Raw genomic sequence first — 19,259 nt, 5'->3', positions numbered from 1 at the left:
CCCCGCTCATCCACGAGCAAAACCCTTACACAATTTCACACAGCCTCTACAAAACTTTACCGCTGGGCCCGTAGCAGATCCGCCGCACACGAAGCAATCCGCTGGCACGCATCCGCCAGTTTCAGTTGATCGACCACCAGCCCGATGCGGATATGCCCCGCCGCACTGGGCCCAAACGCCTCGCCGGCCAATACCGACACGCCGTGATCGTCCAACAAGCACTCGGCAAACGCCTGAGCATCGAGGCCAGTCTGGCGAATGTCGACCATCACAAACATGCCGCCATCGGGCCGCACCGGCTTGAGCCCCGGGCAATCGCCGAGCATGGCGCACACCAGGTCGCGGCGCTGGCGATATTCTTCATGCATCTGCGCGACTTCCGGCAATTCTTGCTCCAGGGCAACCTGGGCTGCGCGCTGCACGAAGTCCGGCAGGCCGAACAGCATGCACAACGACAGGTTCGCCAGATGGTCAGTGAGGGCTTCGGGGCCAACGACCCAGCCGATCCGCCAACCGGTCATGGCGTGGGATTTGGACAAGCTATTGATCGTCGCGGTGCGCTCGGCCATGCCCGGCAGGCTGGCCGGACTGATGTGTTCGCCGTCGTAGAGCAGGTCGCTGTAGACCTCGTCACTGATCAGCCACAGGTCATGTTCAATGCACAACCGCGCCAATGCTTGCCAAGTGGACATCGGCAGGCTGGCGCCGGATGGGTTGTTCGGGCTGTTGAGCAGCATCGCCCGGGTACGCGGGGTGACAAGACGGGCGACGTCCGCCGGCTCGACCCGAAAACCGTTCTCCGGGCGGACCGCCACCGGCAGCACTTTCGCGCCGCAGGCACCGAACACCGCTTCGTAGGTGACATACATCGGCTCGGCGACGATGACTTCGTCGCCGGGGTTGAGCAGGCATTGCGCGACCGCATACACCGCACACTGCGCGCCCGGCAGCACGACGACCTGTTCGGCCCCCACCGGCTGGCCGCAGCGCAAGCGATGACGCCGGGCAATGCTGGCCCGCAAGGTGTGCAAGCCGCGGATGTCCGAATAGTGGGTCTCACCGGCCCGCAGGCTGCCCACGGCGGCCTCGACAATGGCGCGCGGGGTGTCGAAGTCCGGATCGCCCACTGACAGCAACAACACATCCATGCCCTGTTCGCGCATGGCCAGCGCCCGGTCGTGAATCTGCCAGGCGGCGGCACCGTCGCCGGTGATGCGTTGGGTCAAAGCTGAGAAGCGCATGTATCTCTCCTGATTGCGCGATATCCAGCCTCAACCCTATCTCAAATCACACACCACGCCACCCTCGCAGCGCTTTTGTGGCGAGGGAGCTTGCTCCCGCTGGGGCGCGAAGCGGCCCTGAAACCATTCACTTCAATGCATCTGGTCGGCACTTCCATTTGGGGCCGCTTCGCAACCCAACGGGAGCAAGCTCCCTCGCCACAGGTTCACCCTACTCCTGGGCCAAGTGCCTATCGAGCTTACCGCGCGGCCACCCGCCAAAGCCGGGCGATGTCCCGGGCGCGCTCGCTCAGCAGGCGCGGGGCGTCGGTGCAGGCTTCTTGCAGGGTCATCGGCCCGTTGGCCAGGGCGAAGGCGGCGTCGATGCCATGTTCATACAGCGCCTGGTAGCCCTCCCCCAGCGTGCCGGCAATGACCACCACCGGTACGCCATGCTCCCGGGCGATGCGGGCCACACCGAAGGGGGTTTTGCCGCGCAGGGTCTGGGCATCGAAACGGCCTTCGCCGGTAATCACCAGGTCGGCGCCGTTGACCGCTTCGGCCAGCCCGGTCAACTGGGCGACCACGTCCACCCCGGTACGAAACTGCGCCCCCAGGAACGCCTTGGCCGCGAAGCCCAGGCCACCGGCGGCGCCGCTACCCGGCTCGTCGCGCACATCCTTGGCCAACGCCCGGGCGCACTGTTCGGCGAAATGCCCAAGGGCCCGGTCCAGCGCCTGCACTTGCTGGGCAGTGGCGCCCTTCTGCGGACCGAAAACCACAGACGCGCCGTGGGGGCCGCACAGCGGGTTATCGACATCGGCGGCAATCTCGAAGCTGACCTGGGCCAGGCGCGGGTCGAGGTCGCTCAGGTCGATGCGCGACAGGTTCGCCAAGGCCAGGCCTCCGGGTGGAAGGGGTTGGCTTTGCTCATCCAGCAATGCCACGCCCAGGGCCTGCATCGCACCGGCACCGCCGTCGTTGGTGGCACTGCCGCCAATCGCCAGGATCACCCGCCCGGCGCCCGCATCGAGGGCCGCGCGAATCAGCTCGCCAGTGCCGTAGGTGCTGCTGGAACAGGCATCGCGTTGCCCCGGCGGCACCCATTGCAAACCACTGGCCTCGGCCATCTCGATGATCGCGGTGCGGCTCTCGGCCAACCAGCCCCAGCGCGCCTCGACGGCGACACCCAACGGACCGCGGACCCGGGTGCGGCGCCACTCACCGTGACAGGCCGCCAACACCGACTCCACCGTCCCCTCCCCGCCGTCCGCCATCGGGCATTTGATCAACTGCGCGTCCGGCCAGACCTCGGCCAGCCCCTGGGCGATGGCATCGGCGACGCCCTGGGCGCTGAGGCTGTCCTTGAACGAGTCGGGGGCGATGATTATTTTCATATTATTCTCCGGTTCCGATGCACTGCATGCTGCCAGCTGACCGCAGCCGTGATGCCGGTCCGCCGCACAAAAGACACTGGGCATTATTGTTCAAGATTACAAAAATTGGTTTTCCAGGGAAGTTCAGGTTAAAGCGGCCGGCCTCATCGCGAGCAGGCTCGCTCCCACATGGGCCTGCGTAAACTCAGGATCTGCATACAACACAGACCCACTGTGGGAGCGAGCTTGCTCGCGATGGCGGTGTATCAGTCGATATCAATGTTGGCTGACCTGACGTTATCGCGAGCAAGCCCGCTCCCACAGTTGATGGGTGAGGGGTTGAGAAATCGGTTGGATCCACGCGGCGGTTCTGGTATTTGATTGGACCTTTCCCCATGGATAAAAGGATCTTGTCATGAGCTACCGCACGCTAGGCCATTCCGGGTTGCAAGTCTCGACGTTGACCCTGGGCACGATGATGTTCGGTGAACAGACCAGCGCCGAGGATTCGCTGCGGATCATCGACAAGGCCTGGGACCAGGGCATCAATTTCATCGACACCGCGGACGTCTACACCAACGGCCGTTCCGAAGAGATCGTCGGCGAGGCGATCGCCCGTCACCGCCAGGAATGGGTGCTGGCCACCAAGGTCGGTTTCGGCCCGCCGGACGGCGTGCCCAATCGCAGCGGCCTGAGCCGCAAGCATCTGTTCAATGGCATCGAGGCCAGCCTGACGCGCCTGGGCACCGATTACCTGGACATCTATTACCTGCACCGCGAAGACCACAACACCCCGCTGCACGTGACCGTGTCGGCCATTGGCGACTTGATTCGCCAGGGCAAGATCCGCTACTGGGGCCTGTCGAACTACCGTGGCTGGCGCATCGCCGAAGTGATACGGATCGCCGACAGCCTGGGCATCGACCGGCCGGTGATCAGCCAACCGCTGTACAACATCGTCAACCGCCAGGCAGAAACCGAGCAGATCACCGCGGCCCAGAACTACGGCCTCGGCGTGGTGCCGTTCAGCCCCCTGGCCCGTGGCGTGCTCAGCGGCAAGTACGCGCCGGACGTGGCGCCGGACGCCAACAGCCGCGCCGGCCGCCAGGACAAACGCATCCTGGAAACCGAATGGCGGGTCGAATCCCTGCGCATTGCCCAGCAAATCCTGCAGTACACCCAGGGCCGAGGCGTGGGCATCGTCGAGTTCGCCATCGCCTGGGTGCTGAACAACAGCGCCGTGACCTCGGCCATCGTCGGACCGCGCACCGAGGAACAATGGGATTCGTACATCAAGGCGCAAGCGGTGAAGATCAGCGCGGAAGATGAAGCCTTCATCGATTCGCTGGTGACGCCGGGGCACGCTTCGACGCCGGGGTTCAATGATGTGAGTCATTTCGTGCCTGGGCGAGTGCCGCGTACGTCGTAACATGCACAGACTGTGGCGAGGGAGCTTGCTCCCGCTCGGCTGCGCAGCAGTCGCTCTTTTTGGGGCCGCTACGCGACCCAGCGGGAGCAAGCTCCCTCGCCACCGGTAAACGGCTTTCCGTATCGTGCTGCAATTCCAATAACAAGAGGCATCCGTGTCCAAAGGCATCGCTCTATCGGTCTCGGCCTCTGCGCTGTTCGCCGTCATGTATTACTACACCTCATTGCTCACGCCACTGACCGGCCTGGAGATTTTCGGTTGGCGGATGTTGTTGACGATGCCGTGCATGACCGCGTTCATGCTGATTTCCCGTGAATGGAAGCTCGTTTCGGATCTGGTTGCACGATTGATCACCACACCGCGCTTGCTGCTGGGCGCGATAGCGTCATCGGCCTTGATGGGCGCACAACTGTGGCTGTTCATGTGGGCGCCACTCAATGGCTACAGCCTGGACGTGTCGCTGGGGTACTTCCTGTTGCCGCTGTCGATGGTCCTCACCGGGCGGCTCGTCTATGGCGAGCGCCTTTCCTATCTGCAGAAAGTCGCGGTGTTCTTCGCCACCCTCGGCGTGTTCAACGAGTTGTACCAAGTGGGTGGTTTTTCCTGGGCAACGTTGCTGGTGGTGATCGGCTATCCGATCTATTTCATCCTGCGCAAACGCATCAAGACCGACAACCTCGGCGGGCTCTGGCTGGACATGACGCTGATGTTGCCCGTGGCACTGTGGTTCGTGCAAAGCGGCGAACAAGGTTTCGCCGTGTTCGATCACTACCCGCGGCTGACCTGGCTGATCCCATTGCTCGGCGTGATCAGCGCCAGCGCGCTGGTGTCCTACATCGTCGCCAGCCGGTTGCTGCCGTTCAGCCTGTTCGGATTGTTGAGCTATGTGGAACCGGTGTTGCTGCTGGGGGTTGCGCTGTTGCTGGGGGAAAGCATCAAGGCCGAGGAATGGCTGACCTATATCCCCATTTGGATGGCCGTGGCGGTGCTGGTGTTCGAAGGGTTCAAGCACTTGGTACGGCAGCGACGCAGGGCCTGAGCCTGCATCGAACCTGTGGGAGCGGGCTTGCTCGCGAAAGCGGCGTGTCAGGCGCCATTTATATCGACTGATACACCGCTTTCGCGAGCAAGCCCGCTCCCACATTCGGGACTGCATCGGCAACAAAAAAAGCCCGCCCGGCATCACTGCCGGACGGGCTTTTTTCATCAGGCCTTACTCGGTCGCGAGCACACCACGACGCACTTGGTCACGCTCGATCGACTCGAACAGCGCCTTGAAGTTGCCTTCGCCAAAACCATCGTCGCCCTTGCGCTGGATGAACTCGAAGAACACCGGCCCCATCAGGGTTTCCGAGAAGATCTGCAGCAGCAGGCGCTTATCACCCTGCTCGGAAGCACCGTCCAGCAGAATGCCCCGCGATTGCAGTTCATCCACCGGTTCGCCGTGGTTCGGCAGGCGGCCTTCGAGCATTTCGTAGTAAGTGTCCGGCGGCGCGGTCATGAAGCGCATGCCGATGCTTTTCAACTGGTCCCAGGTCTTGATCAGGTCATCGGTGAGGAAGGCCACGTGCTGGATGCCTTCGCCGTTGAACTGCATCAGGAACTCTTCGATTTGCCCGGCGCCCTTGGACGACTCTTCGTTCAACGGGATGCGGATCATGCCATCCGGCGCGGTCATGGCCTTGGAGGTCAGGCCGGTGTATTCGCCCTTGATGTCGAAGTAGCGGATCTCACGGAAGTTGAACAGTTTCTCGTAGAAGCCGGCCCAGTAGGCCATGCGCCCGCGGTAAACGTTGTGGGTCAGGTGGTCGATGATCTTCAGGCCCGCCCCCACCGGGTTGCGATCAATGCCCTCGATGAACACGAAGTCGATGTCATAGATCGAGCTACCTTCGCCAAAACGGTCGATCAGGTACAGCGGCGCGCCGCCGATGCCCTTGATGGCTGGCAGGTTCAGCTCCATCGGGCCGGTCTCGATGTGGATCGGCTGGGCGCCGAGTTCCAGGGCGCGCTTGTAGGCCTGCTGCGAATCCTTGACCCGGAACGCCATGCCGCACACCGACGGGCCGTGCTCGGCAGCGAAGTACGAAGCGACGCTGTGGGGTTCGTTGTTGAGGATCAGGTTGATCGCGCCCTGGCGATACAGGTGCACGTTCTTGGACCGGTGTGTGGCCACCTTGGTGAAGCCCATGATCTCGAAGATCGGCTCCAGGGTGTTGGGGGTCGGGGATGCGAACTCAATGAATTCGAAGCCCATCAGGCCCATGGGGTTTTCGTATAGATCTGCCATGTCGGCGCCTCATCATGCGGGTCAATTAACAAAAAAACGTTAGTTGCAGGCAATGCTGAGGGCACGGGGCGGCGCGCAGGAAATGCCACGAACGCTGCGGGCGAGGAAATCGCCGTAGATCAGTTGAAACCCAAGTATCTTCATTGTCGACCCAAGGCTCTTGCGGGCGAGGCTTCTGCTGCCAGAAGACGTTATTCTTATATGCGTAAATCGATTCTACACAGCGTAACCGAATTTGTCCGCCTCCTGTATCAAATCGCCTTTTCCTTCGACCGCGCAAGGGGTTTGTTACAGAGGAAGATGCCCAGCAGGATCACAGCCCCACCGACGCACATCAACGCCGTGAGCCGTTCGTCCAGCAACAGCGCGCCCAGCAGCACCGCCGTCAGCGGATTGAGCGCGATAAATACGCCGGAGCGGGTCGCGCCGATCCGACGAATGCCGTCGTACCAGGCGATATAAGCCAGGGCCGAGCCCAGCACGCCGAGGTACAAAAGGCTCAACCATTGCTCCACGTCCAGCCCGCCCAGGGCTTGGAGACGAATCTCTCCCGCCGCCGCGCAGGCCAGCCACAACATCAGCGTGCCCAACAGAATCGACCAGGTCACGGTCTGCAAGGGGCCGAGGCTTTCGTTGAGTTTTTTCGAAAACAGCGAATAGATTCCCCAGCCCAGCACACAGCCAAAAATCAGCAGGTCGCCGATCCAGGCCTGCGCCGCGCCTTGTAACAAGGACGGATCACGACTGACGATCACCAATCCCGCCCCGCCGATGCACAACACGATGCCCGCTACTTTCAAGCGGCTCAGCCGTTCCTTGAACAGCCACCAGGACGCCAGCCCGATCACCGCCGGATTCAACGCCACGATCAGCGAGGCCCGGGATGCATTGATGTACTGCAAGCCGTAGAAGAAACACAGGTTATAGAAAAAGATCCCGAAGAACCCCAGCGCAGCCAGCTGCAGCCCTTGCTTCACACTGGGCCGGACCAGCGCAATCCCGGCCAACGCGAGAAACACCAGCAGCGCGATGCTTGCCAGCAGGAAACGCAGGCTGGCGGCAAACATCGGTGCCAGGGCATCGGAAAGGATCCGGCCGGCCACAAAGGTTCCGCCCCAGATCATGGTGACCATGGCGAGCTTCAGGTAGACCGGCAGGTCCGAGGGGATTGGGACGGCTTGTTCGAGGGTTTTCATGGTTTCACCACATTGAAATGAGACGAATGACCTGTGGCGAGGGAGCTTGCTCCCGCTGGGCTGCGAAGCAGCCCTCTGATTCACCCGCAATGGGCCCGCTGCGCGGTCCAGCGGGAGCAAGCTCCCTCGCCACGGAAAAGCGCCTGGGCCACAGTTCCGTGGACGGTTGAGATGCCGTATTGTTCGGCTCATGTTCGATCATCGTAAAATGAGCAATCCCTCATGACCCTCACCCAACTCGAAATCTTCTCCCTGGTCGCCGAACTGCGTGGTTTCACCGCTGCGGCCACGCGCTTGGGCATTGGTCAATCCGCGGTGTCCCACGCCATCAAATCCCTGGAACAAGAACTGGGCGTGGAATTGCTCAGGCGGCATCAGTCGGTGGTGGAGCTCAGCGATATTGGCCAGCAATTGCTGCTGCGGGCCCGGGCCATGCTCGGGCTGGCGAACACCTTGCGCCAGGAAGCCGCCGATGCCCGGGGCATGCGCCGGGGCACGTTGCGCATCGGCTCGTTCGGGCCGACGTCATCGATGAAACTGCTGCCCGGGATCCTGCGGCGCTATCGAGCCTTGCACCCCGGCATCGAAGTGCACATCGATGAAGGGCCCGACAGGCAGGTGGTCCAATGGCTGGACGAACGGCGGATCGATGTCGGTTTCGTGGTGCTGCCCGAGGAGCGTTTCGATACGTACATGCTGATGGAAGATCAGATGGTCGCCCTGCTGCCCACCGCACACCCCCTCGCCGCCCAGGCCAGCCTAAGCCTCAAGGATCTGTGCAACGACCCCTTCGTGCTCACCGAGGCGGGATCGTCGGAGTTGGTCACGCGCCTGTTCAATGCCGCCCGGCTGACACCGAACGTGCGCTTGCGTTGCTCGCAATTGCTCAGCACCCTGGATGTCGTCAGGCGTGGCGAGGCGGTGAGCGTGGTGTCCGAAGGGTCGTTGCCAGATGACAAGAACCCTGGTTACGTCGCCAGGCCCTTGTCGCCCCGGGTGCCGCGCCAGATCGGCCTGGCGGTATTGGACAGCCGCCAGGCCTCGCCCGCCACCCTGGCGTTCATCGAACTGGCCCGGCAGTCATGAGCCCGGCATCAAACCTGTGGGAGCCTGGCATTGAACCTGTGGGAGCAAAGCTTGCTCGCGATGAAAGCACCTCGGTTCTCCAGGTGGACCGCATGATCGTTCATTGCGGGCAAGCCTTGCTCCCACAGACCTTGCTCCCACAGTCACACTGGTGCCAGCAAGTCACCGACAGGCCATCTATCATGGTCGGCATCCAATGCTTCCCCCCTACCCCCTTTTTCATCAGGTCGTGCCGATGCCCTTGACCACCACCCGCTCGCACACTCGGCCCCGCCGCTACCTGGTCACCCTGCTGTGCGGCCTGGTGCCGATGCTGTCAGGGCTGGCTATTTTGTACATGCAGGCCGAACGGACGCTGGCGCAACACACCCGGCAGACCGCCGAGGAACTGGTCCGGCAGATCGAGCTGATGCTCGACAACACCGCCATGGCGGCCCGTGAATTGTTGCCCCTGGCCGGCCAGCCCTGCGAAGCGGTGAAGCTGGCCCTACGCGAACAAGTGACGCGCCGGCCATTTGTCCGCTCGACCAACCTGATCTGGGACGACAGCCTGTATTGCAGCTCGCTGTTCGGCGCCGTCGAGGAGCGGGTCAACCCGAGCGACTATCATCAGGGCACGCTGTGGCTCATGGATGGCAACCCGGTCACGCCGGATTCCGCACTGCTGATCTACAGGCTCAATGAGGGTCGGCAAGGCGCCTTGGCCACACTTGACGGGTATCACTTGGCCAATGTCCTGCGCCTGATCGGCGGCCAGACCCGGCTGCGGCTGCAAGTCGGGCCGAATTGGCTGGCGGCGGACGGCAAGGTCCGGCCAGCGCCCTTGCCCGGGCTGCCGGTGGCCCAGAGCGAGCTGGGCTCATCGCGCTACCCCTTTCATGTGGAAGCCGGATTCGAGGAGGGTGAAACCTGGCGCTACATGGCCAGGGAATATCCTCCACTGTTCAGCCTGCTGATCTTCTTTGGCGCTGTGGCGGGGACACTCGGACACTGGCTGCAAAAGCGCGCCTCGTCTCCCAGCCGTGAACTGCAACGGGCGCTGGAAGCCGGCGAGTTCGTGCCCTACCTGCAACCGGTCGTGCACAGCGACAGCAAACGCTGGGCCGGCGTCGAGGTGCTGATGCGCTGGAACCACCCCAAGGAAGGCCTGGTCCGTCCGGACCTGTTCATTCCCTTCGCCGAACACAGCGGCGTGATCGTGCCGATGACCCGTGCGCTGATGCAGCAGACCATGCGCCTGCTGGTGCCGCTCGCGCCACGACTCGAAGCGCCGTTTCACGTCGGCATCAACATTACCGCCCGCCACTGCCAGGACCTGGCGCTGGTGGACGATTGTCGCGAGTTTCTCGGCGCCTTCGCGCCGGGTGCGATAACCCTGGTGCTGGAGTTGACCGAACGCGAGCTGATCGAACCGACGCCCGTGACCCGGCAACTGTTCGACCTACTGCGAGAACTGGGGGTCAAGATCGCGCTCGACGATTTCGGCACCGGCCATTCCAGCCTGGCGTATTTGCGCCAGTTCAACGTGGATTTTCTGAAAATTGACCAGAGTTTTGTCGCGATGATCGGTGCCGACGCGCTGTCGCGTCACCTCCTTGATAGCATCATCGAACTGTCGGGCAAGTTGGATCTGGACATGGTGGCCGAGGGCGTCGAAACCGTCGAACAGAGCGACTACCTGAGCGCAAATGGGGTGAACTTTCTGCAGGGTTATCTATTTGGTCGCCCCATTAGCGGGCAGGCATTCGCTGAGGCGTTGACCGGCACTAATGGCAGTTAACTGCCGTCGATCTATTGACGACGACCTGCCCATTGATAAAACGCTTGCTGTTGTTACATAACGAAAAAGTTACGATTTACACTTTCCGGATTAACTACTACAATTTTTCTACCTGTGCCACATAACAGGAGAGAGTCATTAACACCGAGTCGCTTCAAGGCGCTTGGCTTATAGCTTTGTTTGCGGTTGGTATCAGCCAAATATTTTGATTGGAGTAATCATTTTGTCCAGACTCGCTGAATTTCGTGCAGCCGAAAAGGCCCTTCAAGAACAGCTCAAGCAGCTGGAATCGCTGAAGAACGATGCCGGGCTCAAGAAGGAAATCGAATTCGAGGAAAAGCTCCAGGGCCTGATGAAAACCTACGGCAAGAACCTGCGCGACATCGTCGCGATCCTCGACCCGAACCCGTCCAAGGCAAGCCTGCAGTCGACCAAGCCTACCAAGACCCGTCGTGCGCGCGTGGTGAAGGTCTACCAGAACCCGCACACCGGTGAGTTGATCGAGACCAAGGGCGGCAATCACCGCGGCCTGAAAGCCTGGAAAGAACAATACGGTGCAGCGACTGTTGATTCTTGGTTGCGTGGTTGACAGTGCGTTGACAGCCCAGGCCAAAAAGCCCTGAATATTCAGGGCTTTTTTATGGACTAAACTTTAGGGTTAACCCCTTTGGGGTATTACGTTGAAGGCATCATAGTTTCAAACTGTTTCGCACCGACTGTATTTCATCCTGGCTTTCAACAAACGCCTGCGCCTGCCCGGCATAGGACAGCACATAAGCCTTGCCCTCATTTAGTGCCGCGACGAGTGCCTGAGACAATACATGTCGTCCGTTTTGCGTGATCGTGCAAGTGGTTTCCAATGCAGTTACGCCACCCAACATGGAAGCATGCACCTTAGTGCACACACTTTGATAACCGCCCTGGAAAAAATCCTTCTGGATTGATTTGCGCATTTCCAACAATACGCCCTGCAAGTTGACTTGGTGATCGGGGGCAACGGGGGTCGTGGTCAGTTCCAAGACCATCACGGCATTGCCGGCCGGATCACTCTTGGTAGCCCGTTGGCGCAGGGTCCCCGGGGCTGCCGAGGCCGATGCCTCTGCGGGCATGGGTTCGACGACCCAGCCCTGGGGCCAGGTAATTTGCGGTTCGGACGCCTGGACGCCGCCGACGCTCACCAGCAGCAGGACAAACAGCGAAAGGAACGGTCGAATCATTGCATTGGCACTCAAGGACGAAGCGTGAAGTCTGAAGGCCGAGGCAGAACCAGGCAATAGCCGCGCGCGGTTTGGCGGCACCGTGTCCCTTGCGTATCATGGGCGCAGCTGCAAGGAAGCCGTTGACGCAAGCCCAGGAACCGTCGCGACCACGCTTGCGACGCCGTTTGCCCCACTTTTTCTCCGGAGGGCCCATGAGCCTGCACGAACTCAATACTTTCCCTGGCGTCACCGCCCAACCTGACGCCGCCACGGCCCAGTTCGTCTTCAACCACACCATGCTGCGGGTCAAGGACATCACCCAGTCCCTGGATTTCTACACCCGCGTGCTGGGTTTCTCGCTGGTGGAAAAGCGCGACTTCCCAGAAGCCGAATTCAGCCTGTATTTCCTGGCGTTGGTGGACAAGCACCAGATCCCGGCGGACGCGGCGGCGCGTACCGAATGGATGAAGTCGATCCCTGGCATCCTGGAACTGACCCACAACCACGGCACCGAAAGCGACCCGGCGTTCGCCTACCATAACGGCAACACCGACCCTCGCGGCTTCGGCCATATCTGCATCTCGGTACCGGACGTCGTCGCAGCCTGCGAGCGCTTCGAAGCATTGGGCTGCAACTTCCAGAAGCGCCTGAGCGACGGTCGCATGAAAAGCCTGGCCTTCATCAAGGACCCGGATGGCTACTGGGTCGAGATCATCCAGCCTGCGCCGTTGTAAATCCACAGCAGGATCACAAGTTCTACAACCACATCAGCCCCTTGTGGAAGCCAATGCTGTTCACTTGAGGCAATCGACAACCCCGTGGCGAGGGAGCTTGCTCCCGCTGGGCCGCGAAGCGGCCCCAAAACCTGCCATGTGCGGCGTATCAGACACACCGCCCCCGCCGGTTTACGACTGCTTCGCAGCCGAGCGGGAGCAAGCTCCCTCGCCACAGGGTCAGCATTTTTCTTAAGTGAACGGCATTACCTTGTGGGAGCGAGCTTGCTCGCGATGGCGGTCTGTCTGGCACATCAATATTGAATGGGCTGCAGCTATCGCGAGCAAGCTCGCTCCCACAGGAGAATGCGTGATTCGAATAAAAAACCCCATGAGCCAATGGCTCATGGGGTTTTGTGTTTTCCGCTATTGGTTTGTTCAGGCCGGCGCGGAGGTGCGGATCAGGTGGTCGAAGGCGCTCAGCGAAGCCTTGGCGCCCTCGCCCACGGCGATCACGATCTGCTTGTACGGCACGGTGGTCACGTCACCAGCGGCGAACACGCCAGGGATCGAGGTTTCGCCACGGGCATCGACGATGATCTCGCCACGGGGTGACAACTCGACGGTGCCCTTGAGCCAATCGGTGTTAGGCAACAGGCCGATCTGCACGAAGATCCCTTCCAGCGCCACGTCGCGCACTTCACCGCTCGGACGATCCTTGTAGCGCAGGCCGTTGACCTTCTGGCCATCACCCGTCACTTCGGTGGTCTGGGCGTTGGTGATCACGGTCACGTTCGGCAGGCTGTGCAGTTTGCGCTGCAACACCGCGTCGGCACGTAATTGCACATCGAACTCCAGCAAGGTGACGTGGGCAACGATACCGGCCAGGTCGATCGCCGCTTCGACGCCGGAGTTACCACCGCCAATCACCGCCACGCGCTTGCCCTTGAACAGCGGGCCGTCGCAGTGCGGGCAGTACGCCACGCCCTTGTTGCGGTATTGCTGCTCGCCCGGCACGTTCATTTCGCGCCAGCGGGCACCGGTCGCCAGGATCACGGTCTTGGCCTTGAGGCTCGCACCGCTGGCGAACTTGATTTCATGCAGCCCGCCGTCCTTGCCCGGCACCAGGCCGTCGGCACGTTGCAGGTTCATGATGTCCACGTCGTACTGCTTGACGTGTTCTTCCAGGGCAACCGCCAGTTTCGGCCCTTCGGTTTCCTGGACCGAGATGAAGTTCTCGATGGCCATGGTGTCGAGCACCTGGCCACCAAAACGCTCGGCCGCCACACCGGTGCGAATGCCTTTGCGGGCCGCGTAGATCGCCGCCGAAGCGCCGGCCGGGCCACCGCCGACCACCAGCACATCAAAGGCGTCCTTGGCGCTGATTTTCTCGGCCTGGCGTTCGATACCGCTGGTATCGATCTTGGCGAGAATCTCTTCCAGGCCCATGCGGCCCTGGCCAAAGTTCACGCCGTTCAGGTAAATGCTGGGCACGGCCATGATCTGGCGCTCATCGACTTCGGCCTGGAACAGCGCGCCGTCGATGGCGACGTGGCGAATGTTCGGGTTCAGCACCGCCATCAGGTTCAGCGCCTGGACCACGTCCGGGCAGTTCTGGCACGACAGCGAGAAATACGTCTCGAAGTTGAACTCGCCTTCAAGGGCGCGGATCTGTTCGATGACTTCGACACTGGCCTTCGACGGGTGGCCACCGACTTGCAGCAGGGCCAGCACCAGCGAAGTGAATTCATGCCCCATGGGAATGCCGGCGAAACGCAGGCTGATATCGGCTCCCGGGCGGTTCAACGAAAACGAAGGCTTGCGCGCATCGGTGCCGTTGTCGAGCAACGTAATCTGGTGGGAAAGACTGGCAACGTCTTGGAGTAACGCGAGCATTTCCTGGGATTTCGCACCGTCGTCGAGGGAGGCGACGATCTCGATCGGCTGGGTGACCCGTTCCAGGTATGACTTCAACTGAGCTTTAAGATTGGCGTCCAACATACGGGCGATTTCCATTTTTTAATTTCAGAAAAAACAACGCCCGAGCGAATCTCGCCCGGGCGTTTTGTGGGGCGAAGCGGCTTACTTGATTAAGAGCGGATCGCCCTCGGATGACTCACCGGTTTAGATCTTGCCGACCAAGTCCAGGGACGGAGCCAGGGTGGCCTCGCCTTCTTTCCACTTGGCTGGGCAGACTTCGCCTGGGTGAGCGGCAACGTACTGAGCGGCCTTGATCTTGCGCAGCAGCTCGGAAGCGTCACGGCCTACACCGCCGTCGTTGATTTCAACGATCTTGATCTGGCCTTCTGGGTTGATCACGAAAGTACCGCGGTCAGCCAGGCCGACTTCTTCGATCAGCACGTCGAAGTTGCGGGAGATGACGTGGGTCGGGTCGCCGATCATGGTGTACTGGATCTTGCCGATGGCTGGCGAAGTGTTGTGCCAGGCCGCGTGGGCAAAGTGAGTGTCGGTGGAAACGCTGTAGATCTCGACGCCCAGTTTCTGGAATTCGGCGTAGTTATCGGCCAGGTCTTCCAGTTCGGTTGGGCAGACGAAGGTGAAGTCAGCCGGGTAGAAGAACACGACAGACCACTTGCCTTTCAGGTCGGCGTCCGACACTTCGACGAAAGCGCCGTTTTTGAAAGCGGTGGCGTTGAACGGTTTAACTTGGCTGTTGATGATAGGCATCGATGTTTCTCCGTCAGGGTTGAAAAGTTGATGGAGAGGATCTTACCCACTCATCCCCAGGCTGGCTCATTGGCAAACCTGATGTGAATGATTGGTTTTGGCTATCAGGAATCTATATAGATAGAAGAAATCTGTGGGGCCGTGTAGGAGCTCCTACACGGCGCCTACATACCGCGTCAGGCGACGGGGGTACGCATCGTCACGAATTCTTCGGCGGCAGTTGGGTGCACGCCGATGGTTTCGTCGAAGTCGCGCTTGGTGGCGCCGGCCTTGAGGGCGATGGCCAAGCCTTGGACGATTTCCCCGGCGTCCGGTCCGACCATGTGGCAGCCCAAGACTTTATCGGTGTTGGCATCGACGACCAGTTTCATCAAGGTGCGTTCCTGGCAGTCGGTGAGGGTCAGCTTCATCGGCCGGAAACGGCTTTCAAAAATCTGAACCTCGTGCCCCTCCTCCCGGGCCTGCTCTTCGGTCAGGCCCACCGTGCCGATGTTCGGCAGGCTGAACACGGCGGTGGGGATCATCCGGTAATCCACCAATCGATACTGCTCGGGCTTGAACAGCCGCCGCGCCACCGCCATGCCTTCGGCCAGGGCCACCGGCGTAAGCTGCACACGGCCGATCACGTCGCCAATGGCCAGGATCGACGGTTCGGTGGTCTCGTACTTTTCGTTGACCTGTACGAAGCCTTTTTCGTCCAGCTTGACGCCCGTGTTCTCCAGCCCAAGGTTGTCCAGCATCGGCCGTCGGCCCGTGGCGTAGAACACACAATCGGTCGACAGCGTGCGACCATCCTTGAGTGTCACCTTGAGGCTGCCGTCCGCTTCTTTATCGATGCGCTGGATGTCGGCGTTGAATTGCAGATCCAGGCCACGACGTTGCAGCTCTTCAGCCAGATGCTTGCGCACGGCGCCGTCGAAGCCACGCAGGAACAAGTCGCCGCGATAGAGCAAGGACGTCTGCGCGCCCATGCCATGGAAAATCCCGGCGAATTCAACGGCAATGTAGCCGCCGCCCACCACCAGCATGCGCTTGGGCAACGTCTTGAGGAAAAACGCCTCGTTGGAACTGATGGCATGCTCGCGACCTGGAATGTCAGGAATCACCGGCCAGCCACCCGTGGCGATCATGATGTGTTCGGCGGTGTAGCGCTGGCCGTTGATCTCGACTTCGTGCGGGCCGCTGATCCTGGCGTGGCCTTCATGCAACGTCACGCCACTGTTGACCAGCAGGTTGCGGTAGATACCGTTGAGGCGATTGATCTCGCGGTCCTTGTTGGCGATCAACGTGGCCCAGTCGAAACTCGCCTCGCCCGCCGTCCAGCCATAGGCCGATGCCTGCTCGAAGTCCTCGGCGTAATGCGCGCCGTAGACCAGCAGCTTTTTCGGCACGCAGCCCACATTCACGCAGGTCCCGCCCAGGTAGCGGCTTTCCGCCACGGCCACCTTGGCCCCGAACCCGGCGGCGAACCGCGCAGCCCGCACGCCACCGGAACCGGCGCCAATCACATACAAGTCAAAATCGTAGGCCATCTTCTATCTCCTTCGGCAGGTCACCAGCATACCTGCTGTTTTCGCCTGAGGCAGCGTTGCGATGGTTATGGGGGCGGAAAATGGAAAAGCCAGCTGGACTGGATCATGTCGAGCGGTCAAGCCCAAAACCTGTGGGAGCGGGCTTGCTCGCGAATGCAGTGTGTCAAACGACATCAATGTTGGTTGTGCCGCCCTCTTCGCGAGCAAACCCGCTCCCACAAGGTGAATCCCTTGTATGGCTTGCGAGAGATTTTCCCCAAGCCAAAAAAAACGCCCCGAACCAGTCGGGGCGTTTTTTATGGCGTGGCGCAGGCTATCAGTAAGCCTTGCCCGTCTTGTAGAAGTTCTCGAAGCAGAAGTTGGTCGCGTCGATGTAGCCTTCGGCGCCACCGCAGTCAAAACGCTTGCCCTTGAACTTGTAGGCCATGACGCAGCCGTTCTGGGCCTGTTTCATCAGGGCGTCGGTGATCTGGATTTCGCCGCCCTTGCCTGGCTCGGTCTGTTCGATCAGGTCGAAGATGTCCGGGGTCAGGATGTAGCGACCGATGATCGCCAGGTTCGACGGCGCGTCTTCAGGCTTTGGTTTTTCAACCATGCTGTGGACGCGGTAGATGTCGTCGCGGATCATTTCGCCGGCGATCACGCCGTACTTGTTGGTCTCCTGCGGATCGACTTCCTGGATCGCCACGATGGAGCAGCGGAACTGCTTGTACAGCTTGACCATCTGGGTCAGGACGCCGTCGCCTTCGAGGTTGACGCACAGGTCGTCCGCCAGGACCACGGCGAACGGTTCGTCACCGATCAGTGGGCGACCGGTCAGGATCGCGTGGCCCAGGCCTTTCATTTCGGTCTGGCGGGTGTAGGAGAACGAGCACTCATCCAGCAGTTTGCGGATGCCGACCAGGTACTTTTCCTTGTCGGTGCCTTTGATCTGGTTTTCCAGCTCGTAGCTGATGTCGAAATGGTCTTCCAGGGCGCGCTTGCCACGGCCAGTCACGATGGAAATTTCAGTCAGACCCGCATCAAGGGCTTCTTCGACGCCGTACTGGATCAGTGGCTTGTTCACCACCGGCAGCATTTCTTTGGGCATGGCTTTAGTCGCTGGCAGGAAGCGAGTACCGTAACCGGCTGCTGGGAACAAGCATTTCTTGATCATATAAGTCCTTGAAAAGGCGGTGTGTACGAGTTTCGGCGCAGTCTAATCAGGCGACGGGCACCTTACAATGCCCGCACTGGCCAACCGGTGCCATCATAGAGAAATAAAAAACGGCGGATAGTTCAATCGCCTTTCGTTTCGATGGCTGCAGCGGTCCACTGTACGCCAGTGAGCACTGTTTGCGAGCATTTGACGTATCATGGCGGCCTTGATAACGCCAACGAGGCAGCTAGATGTCGGCAAGAAACGCAAACGGTTATTCGGTCAGCCAGGGCAAGGACGGCCAATGGTGGATTATCAACTACCACGGCGAGCAGGTCGCCGGCCCCTTGCCTACCAAGGCCATGGCAGTGGAAGTGGCTGCGGTATTCCAGGACGAGCGCGAGGCTCCGGCGGCGAAAGAACGCGAAAGCGCCCCTGCACGCAGCCCCCGCCGCAAGAAATGAGCCGCAGGAAATAAACAGACGAGCCTCTAGTAAATGCCACCGGCGCATCGAACGAGGCTTGTTTAGCTGTACCGCAATGGCCATTCGCTATAACCTCGCCATTGCCCTTCCCTCCTCGATGACGATCCCATGAAAACACTTCTGGCGCTGTTTACAGTCCTGGCCCTGGCGGGCTGTGCCTCGGCCGAAAAAACCTATCTCGATAATGGTGAGCAAGGCTTGGCGATCGACTGTTCGGGCGAGGCCAATTCCTGGGCGACTTGCTATGAAAAGGCCGATGCGTCCTGTGCCGGCACTGGCTACCGCATCGTCGGCACCGACGGCACGCCCCAGGCCAAGGACAGCGAGAAGACCCTGGGCGTCGACGTCGGCAACTTCAGCAGCCGCAGTGTCGTGGTGGTCTGCAAATAAGTTTGCAAAGAAATCAGATGTGGATCTCGGCGAACTTGATGCCCAGCCCACGTATGGTCTCGACCAGGTCATCGAGCTGGCTGAAGGACTCGACTTCGTCCTGCTCATCGACCAGGAAAAAACTGCGCCCGGCGCTTTTCTTGAAGAATACGATCCATTCGCCCGGGCTCGCCGGGTTCTGGATCACGTGGGTAGCAAAGATAAGGCCTTCTGCATGGCGCTCGCGCACCTGCTCGCGTTTCATCGAGTGACTCCATGAATGACAATGCCGCCAACGTTGACCGTGGCGGCATTTTTTGTCGAGGGACAGCAGTTTATCCGATGGCCGGTCCGCTCGTCAGGCGCTGACGGTGTTCAGCCGGAAATGCAGGCGTTGGCGGCATCCTGCACGTCGCCCGGACGCACGGGCACGTTGGACATGCTTTCGTGCAGCTTGATGCTGCTGCCACTGGAACGCTCGTCAATGTCGAACACTGCCGCTGGCAGGGCCGACAGTTTGCCTGGGACGATCAGCCGCACGCCATTCTTGTGCGGCTCCATTTGCAGCGAGCCACGGCTGCTGGCCAGCTTGTCGGCCACGCACTTGGCATATTCGTGGGGTTTCTTTCCGGAGATGACGCTCATGGTGGGGGGCGTCTGGTTGATGTCCGATACCGATGCACATCCACTCATGGCCAATGCCAACACCCACACGCTGCGCTTCATATGTTTCCTCCAATAAAGATGCTCCGACAGTG

The 19,259-nt window shown here is 60.7% G+C and carries 19 protein-coding genes; 8 read left to right on the top strand and 11 right to left on the bottom strand.

What is annotated here, in order from left to right; all coding sequences use genetic code 11:
* Window positions 1-56 precede the first annotated feature (56 nt).
* Together M1D99_RS11305 and M1D99_RS11300 are read right to left on the bottom strand one after the other, a co-directional pair.
* Entirely contained in the window at window positions 57-1,241 is a 1,185-nt protein-coding gene (locus tag M1D99_RS11305; RefSeq protein ID WP_458131790.1) for a pyridoxal phosphate-dependent aminotransferase, read from the bottom strand.
* Window positions 1,242-1,480: 239 nt separating this feature from the next.
* Window positions 1,481-2,617 (bottom strand): glycerate kinase, encoded by a 1,137-nt coding sequence (locus M1D99_RS11300; RefSeq protein ID WP_434575307.1) that lies wholly within the window; start codon window positions 2,615-2,617, stop codon window positions 1,481-1,483.
* 394 nt (window positions 2,618-3,011) lie between these two features.
* On the opposite strand from M1D99_RS11300, the gene M1D99_RS11295 reads away from it, so the two are divergent.
* Window positions 3,012-4,025 (top strand): aldo/keto reductase, encoded by a 1,014-nt coding sequence (locus M1D99_RS11295; RefSeq protein WP_186709346.1) that lies wholly within the window; start codon window positions 3,012-3,014, stop codon window positions 4,023-4,025.
* A 154-nt stretch (window positions 4,026-4,179) separates the two neighbouring features.
* Window positions 4,180-5,064 carry an EamA family transporter RarD gene (rarD, locus tag M1D99_RS11290; RefSeq protein ID WP_186709337.1) on the top strand — a complete coding sequence of 295 codons (885 nt, stop codon included), beginning with the start codon at window positions 4,180-4,182 and terminating at the stop codon, window positions 5,062-5,064.
* 174 nt (window positions 5,065-5,238) lie between these two features.
* Here the strand turns inward: rarD and hppD are convergent, their stop codons facing one another.
* Entirely contained in the window at window positions 5,239-6,315 is a 1,077-nt protein-coding gene (gene hppD, locus M1D99_RS11285; protein ID WP_458131789.1) for a 4-hydroxyphenylpyruvate dioxygenase, read from the bottom strand.
* A 251-nt stretch (window positions 6,316-6,566) separates the two neighbouring features.
* Complete coding sequence (locus M1D99_RS11280; protein ID WP_186709332.1) at window positions 6,567-7,511, bottom strand: DMT family transporter; 945 nt, start codon at window positions 7,509-7,511, stop codon at window positions 6,567-6,569.
* 222 nt (window positions 7,512-7,733) lie between these two features.
* Between M1D99_RS11280 and M1D99_RS11275 the strand changes: the two genes are divergently transcribed.
* The 3 genes from M1D99_RS11275 to M1D99_RS11265 all read left to right on the top strand — a co-directional run bounded on the left by M1D99_RS11275 (window position 7,734) and on the right by M1D99_RS11265 (window position 10,966).
* On the top strand, window positions 7,734-8,597 hold the full coding sequence (locus tag M1D99_RS11275) for a LysR family transcriptional regulator (RefSeq protein ID WP_458131788.1): 864 nt from the start codon (window positions 7,734-7,736) through the stop codon (window positions 8,595-8,597).
* Window positions 8,598-8,832: 235 nt separating this feature from the next.
* Window positions 8,833-10,377 (top strand): EAL domain-containing protein, encoded by a 1,545-nt coding sequence (locus M1D99_RS11270; protein ID WP_458131787.1) that lies wholly within the window; start codon window positions 8,833-8,835, stop codon window positions 10,375-10,377.
* 223 nt (window positions 10,378-10,600) lie between these two features.
* The gene (locus tag M1D99_RS11265; protein ID WP_072411532.1) at window positions 10,601-10,966 is read left to right on the top strand and encodes a histone-like nucleoid-structuring protein, MvaT/MvaU family; all 366 of its coding nucleotides are present in this window, start codon (window positions 10,601-10,603) and stop codon (window positions 10,964-10,966) included.
* Between the two features lie 100 nt (window positions 10,967-11,066).
* Here the strand turns inward: M1D99_RS11265 and M1D99_RS11260 are convergent, their stop codons facing one another.
* Entirely contained in the window at window positions 11,067-11,594 is a 528-nt protein-coding gene (locus M1D99_RS11260) for a DUF4946 domain-containing protein (RefSeq protein ID WP_434575297.1), read from the bottom strand.
* A 194-nt stretch (window positions 11,595-11,788) separates the two neighbouring features.
* On the opposite strand from M1D99_RS11260, the gene gloA reads away from it, so the two are divergent.
* Complete coding sequence (gloA, locus tag M1D99_RS11255; protein ID WP_186709321.1) at window positions 11,789-12,310, top strand: lactoylglutathione lyase; 522 nt, start codon at window positions 11,789-11,791, stop codon at window positions 12,308-12,310.
* A gap of 417 nt (window positions 12,311-12,727) precedes the next feature.
* On the opposite strand, the gene ahpF is transcribed toward gloA, so the two are convergent.
* The 4 genes from ahpF to galU form a co-directional block, all read right to left on the bottom strand.
* On the bottom strand, window positions 12,728-14,290 hold the full coding sequence (gene ahpF / locus M1D99_RS11250; RefSeq protein ID WP_434702878.1) for an alkyl hydroperoxide reductase subunit F: 1,563 nt from the start codon (window positions 14,288-14,290) through the stop codon (window positions 12,728-12,730).
* Between the two features lie 123 nt (window positions 14,291-14,413).
* Entirely contained in the window at window positions 14,414-14,977 is a 564-nt protein-coding gene (gene ahpC, locus M1D99_RS11245) for an alkyl hydroperoxide reductase subunit C (RefSeq protein WP_053122943.1), read from the bottom strand.
* Window positions 14,978-15,153: 176 nt separating this feature from the next.
* Window positions 15,154-16,509 carry a glutathione-disulfide reductase gene (gorA, locus tag M1D99_RS11240; RefSeq protein ID WP_458131786.1) on the bottom strand — a complete coding sequence of 452 codons (1,356 nt, stop codon included), beginning with the start codon at window positions 16,507-16,509 and terminating at the stop codon, window positions 15,154-15,156.
* Between the two features lie 316 nt (window positions 16,510-16,825).
* Window positions 16,826-17,665 (bottom strand): UTP--glucose-1-phosphate uridylyltransferase GalU, encoded by an 840-nt coding sequence (gene galU, locus M1D99_RS11235; RefSeq protein ID WP_003182953.1) that lies wholly within the window; start codon window positions 17,663-17,665, stop codon window positions 16,826-16,828.
* A 233-nt stretch (window positions 17,666-17,898) separates the two neighbouring features.
* On the opposite strand from galU, the gene M1D99_RS11230 reads away from it, so the two are divergent.
* Both M1D99_RS11230 and M1D99_RS11225 read left to right on the top strand, forming a co-directional pair.
* Complete coding sequence (locus M1D99_RS11230; RefSeq protein ID WP_053122947.1) at window positions 17,899-18,111, top strand: hypothetical protein; 213 nt, start codon at window positions 17,899-17,901, stop codon at window positions 18,109-18,111.
* 129 nt (window positions 18,112-18,240) lie between these two features.
* Window positions 18,241-18,522, top strand: a complete 282-nt coding sequence (locus tag M1D99_RS11225; RefSeq protein ID WP_186709309.1) for a hypothetical protein — start codon at window positions 18,241-18,243, stop codon at window positions 18,520-18,522.
* Window positions 18,523-18,535: 13 nt separating this feature from the next.
* On the opposite strand, the gene M1D99_RS11220 is transcribed toward M1D99_RS11225, so the two are convergent.
* On the bottom strand, window positions 18,536-18,766 hold the full coding sequence (locus M1D99_RS11220) for a hypothetical protein (protein WP_186709307.1): 231 nt from the start codon (window positions 18,764-18,766) through the stop codon (window positions 18,536-18,538).
* Between the two features lie 110 nt (window positions 18,767-18,876).
* Window positions 18,877-19,227, bottom strand: coding sequence for a hypothetical protein (locus M1D99_RS11215; RefSeq protein WP_186709305.1), 351 nt, complete (start codon window positions 19,225-19,227; stop codon window positions 18,877-18,879).
* Window positions 19,228-19,259 lie beyond the last annotated feature (32 nt).

The organism is Pseudomonas sp. R3-41 (genome assembly GCF_054161485.1).
This window is presented reverse-complemented; position numbering and strand designations above follow the sequence as displayed.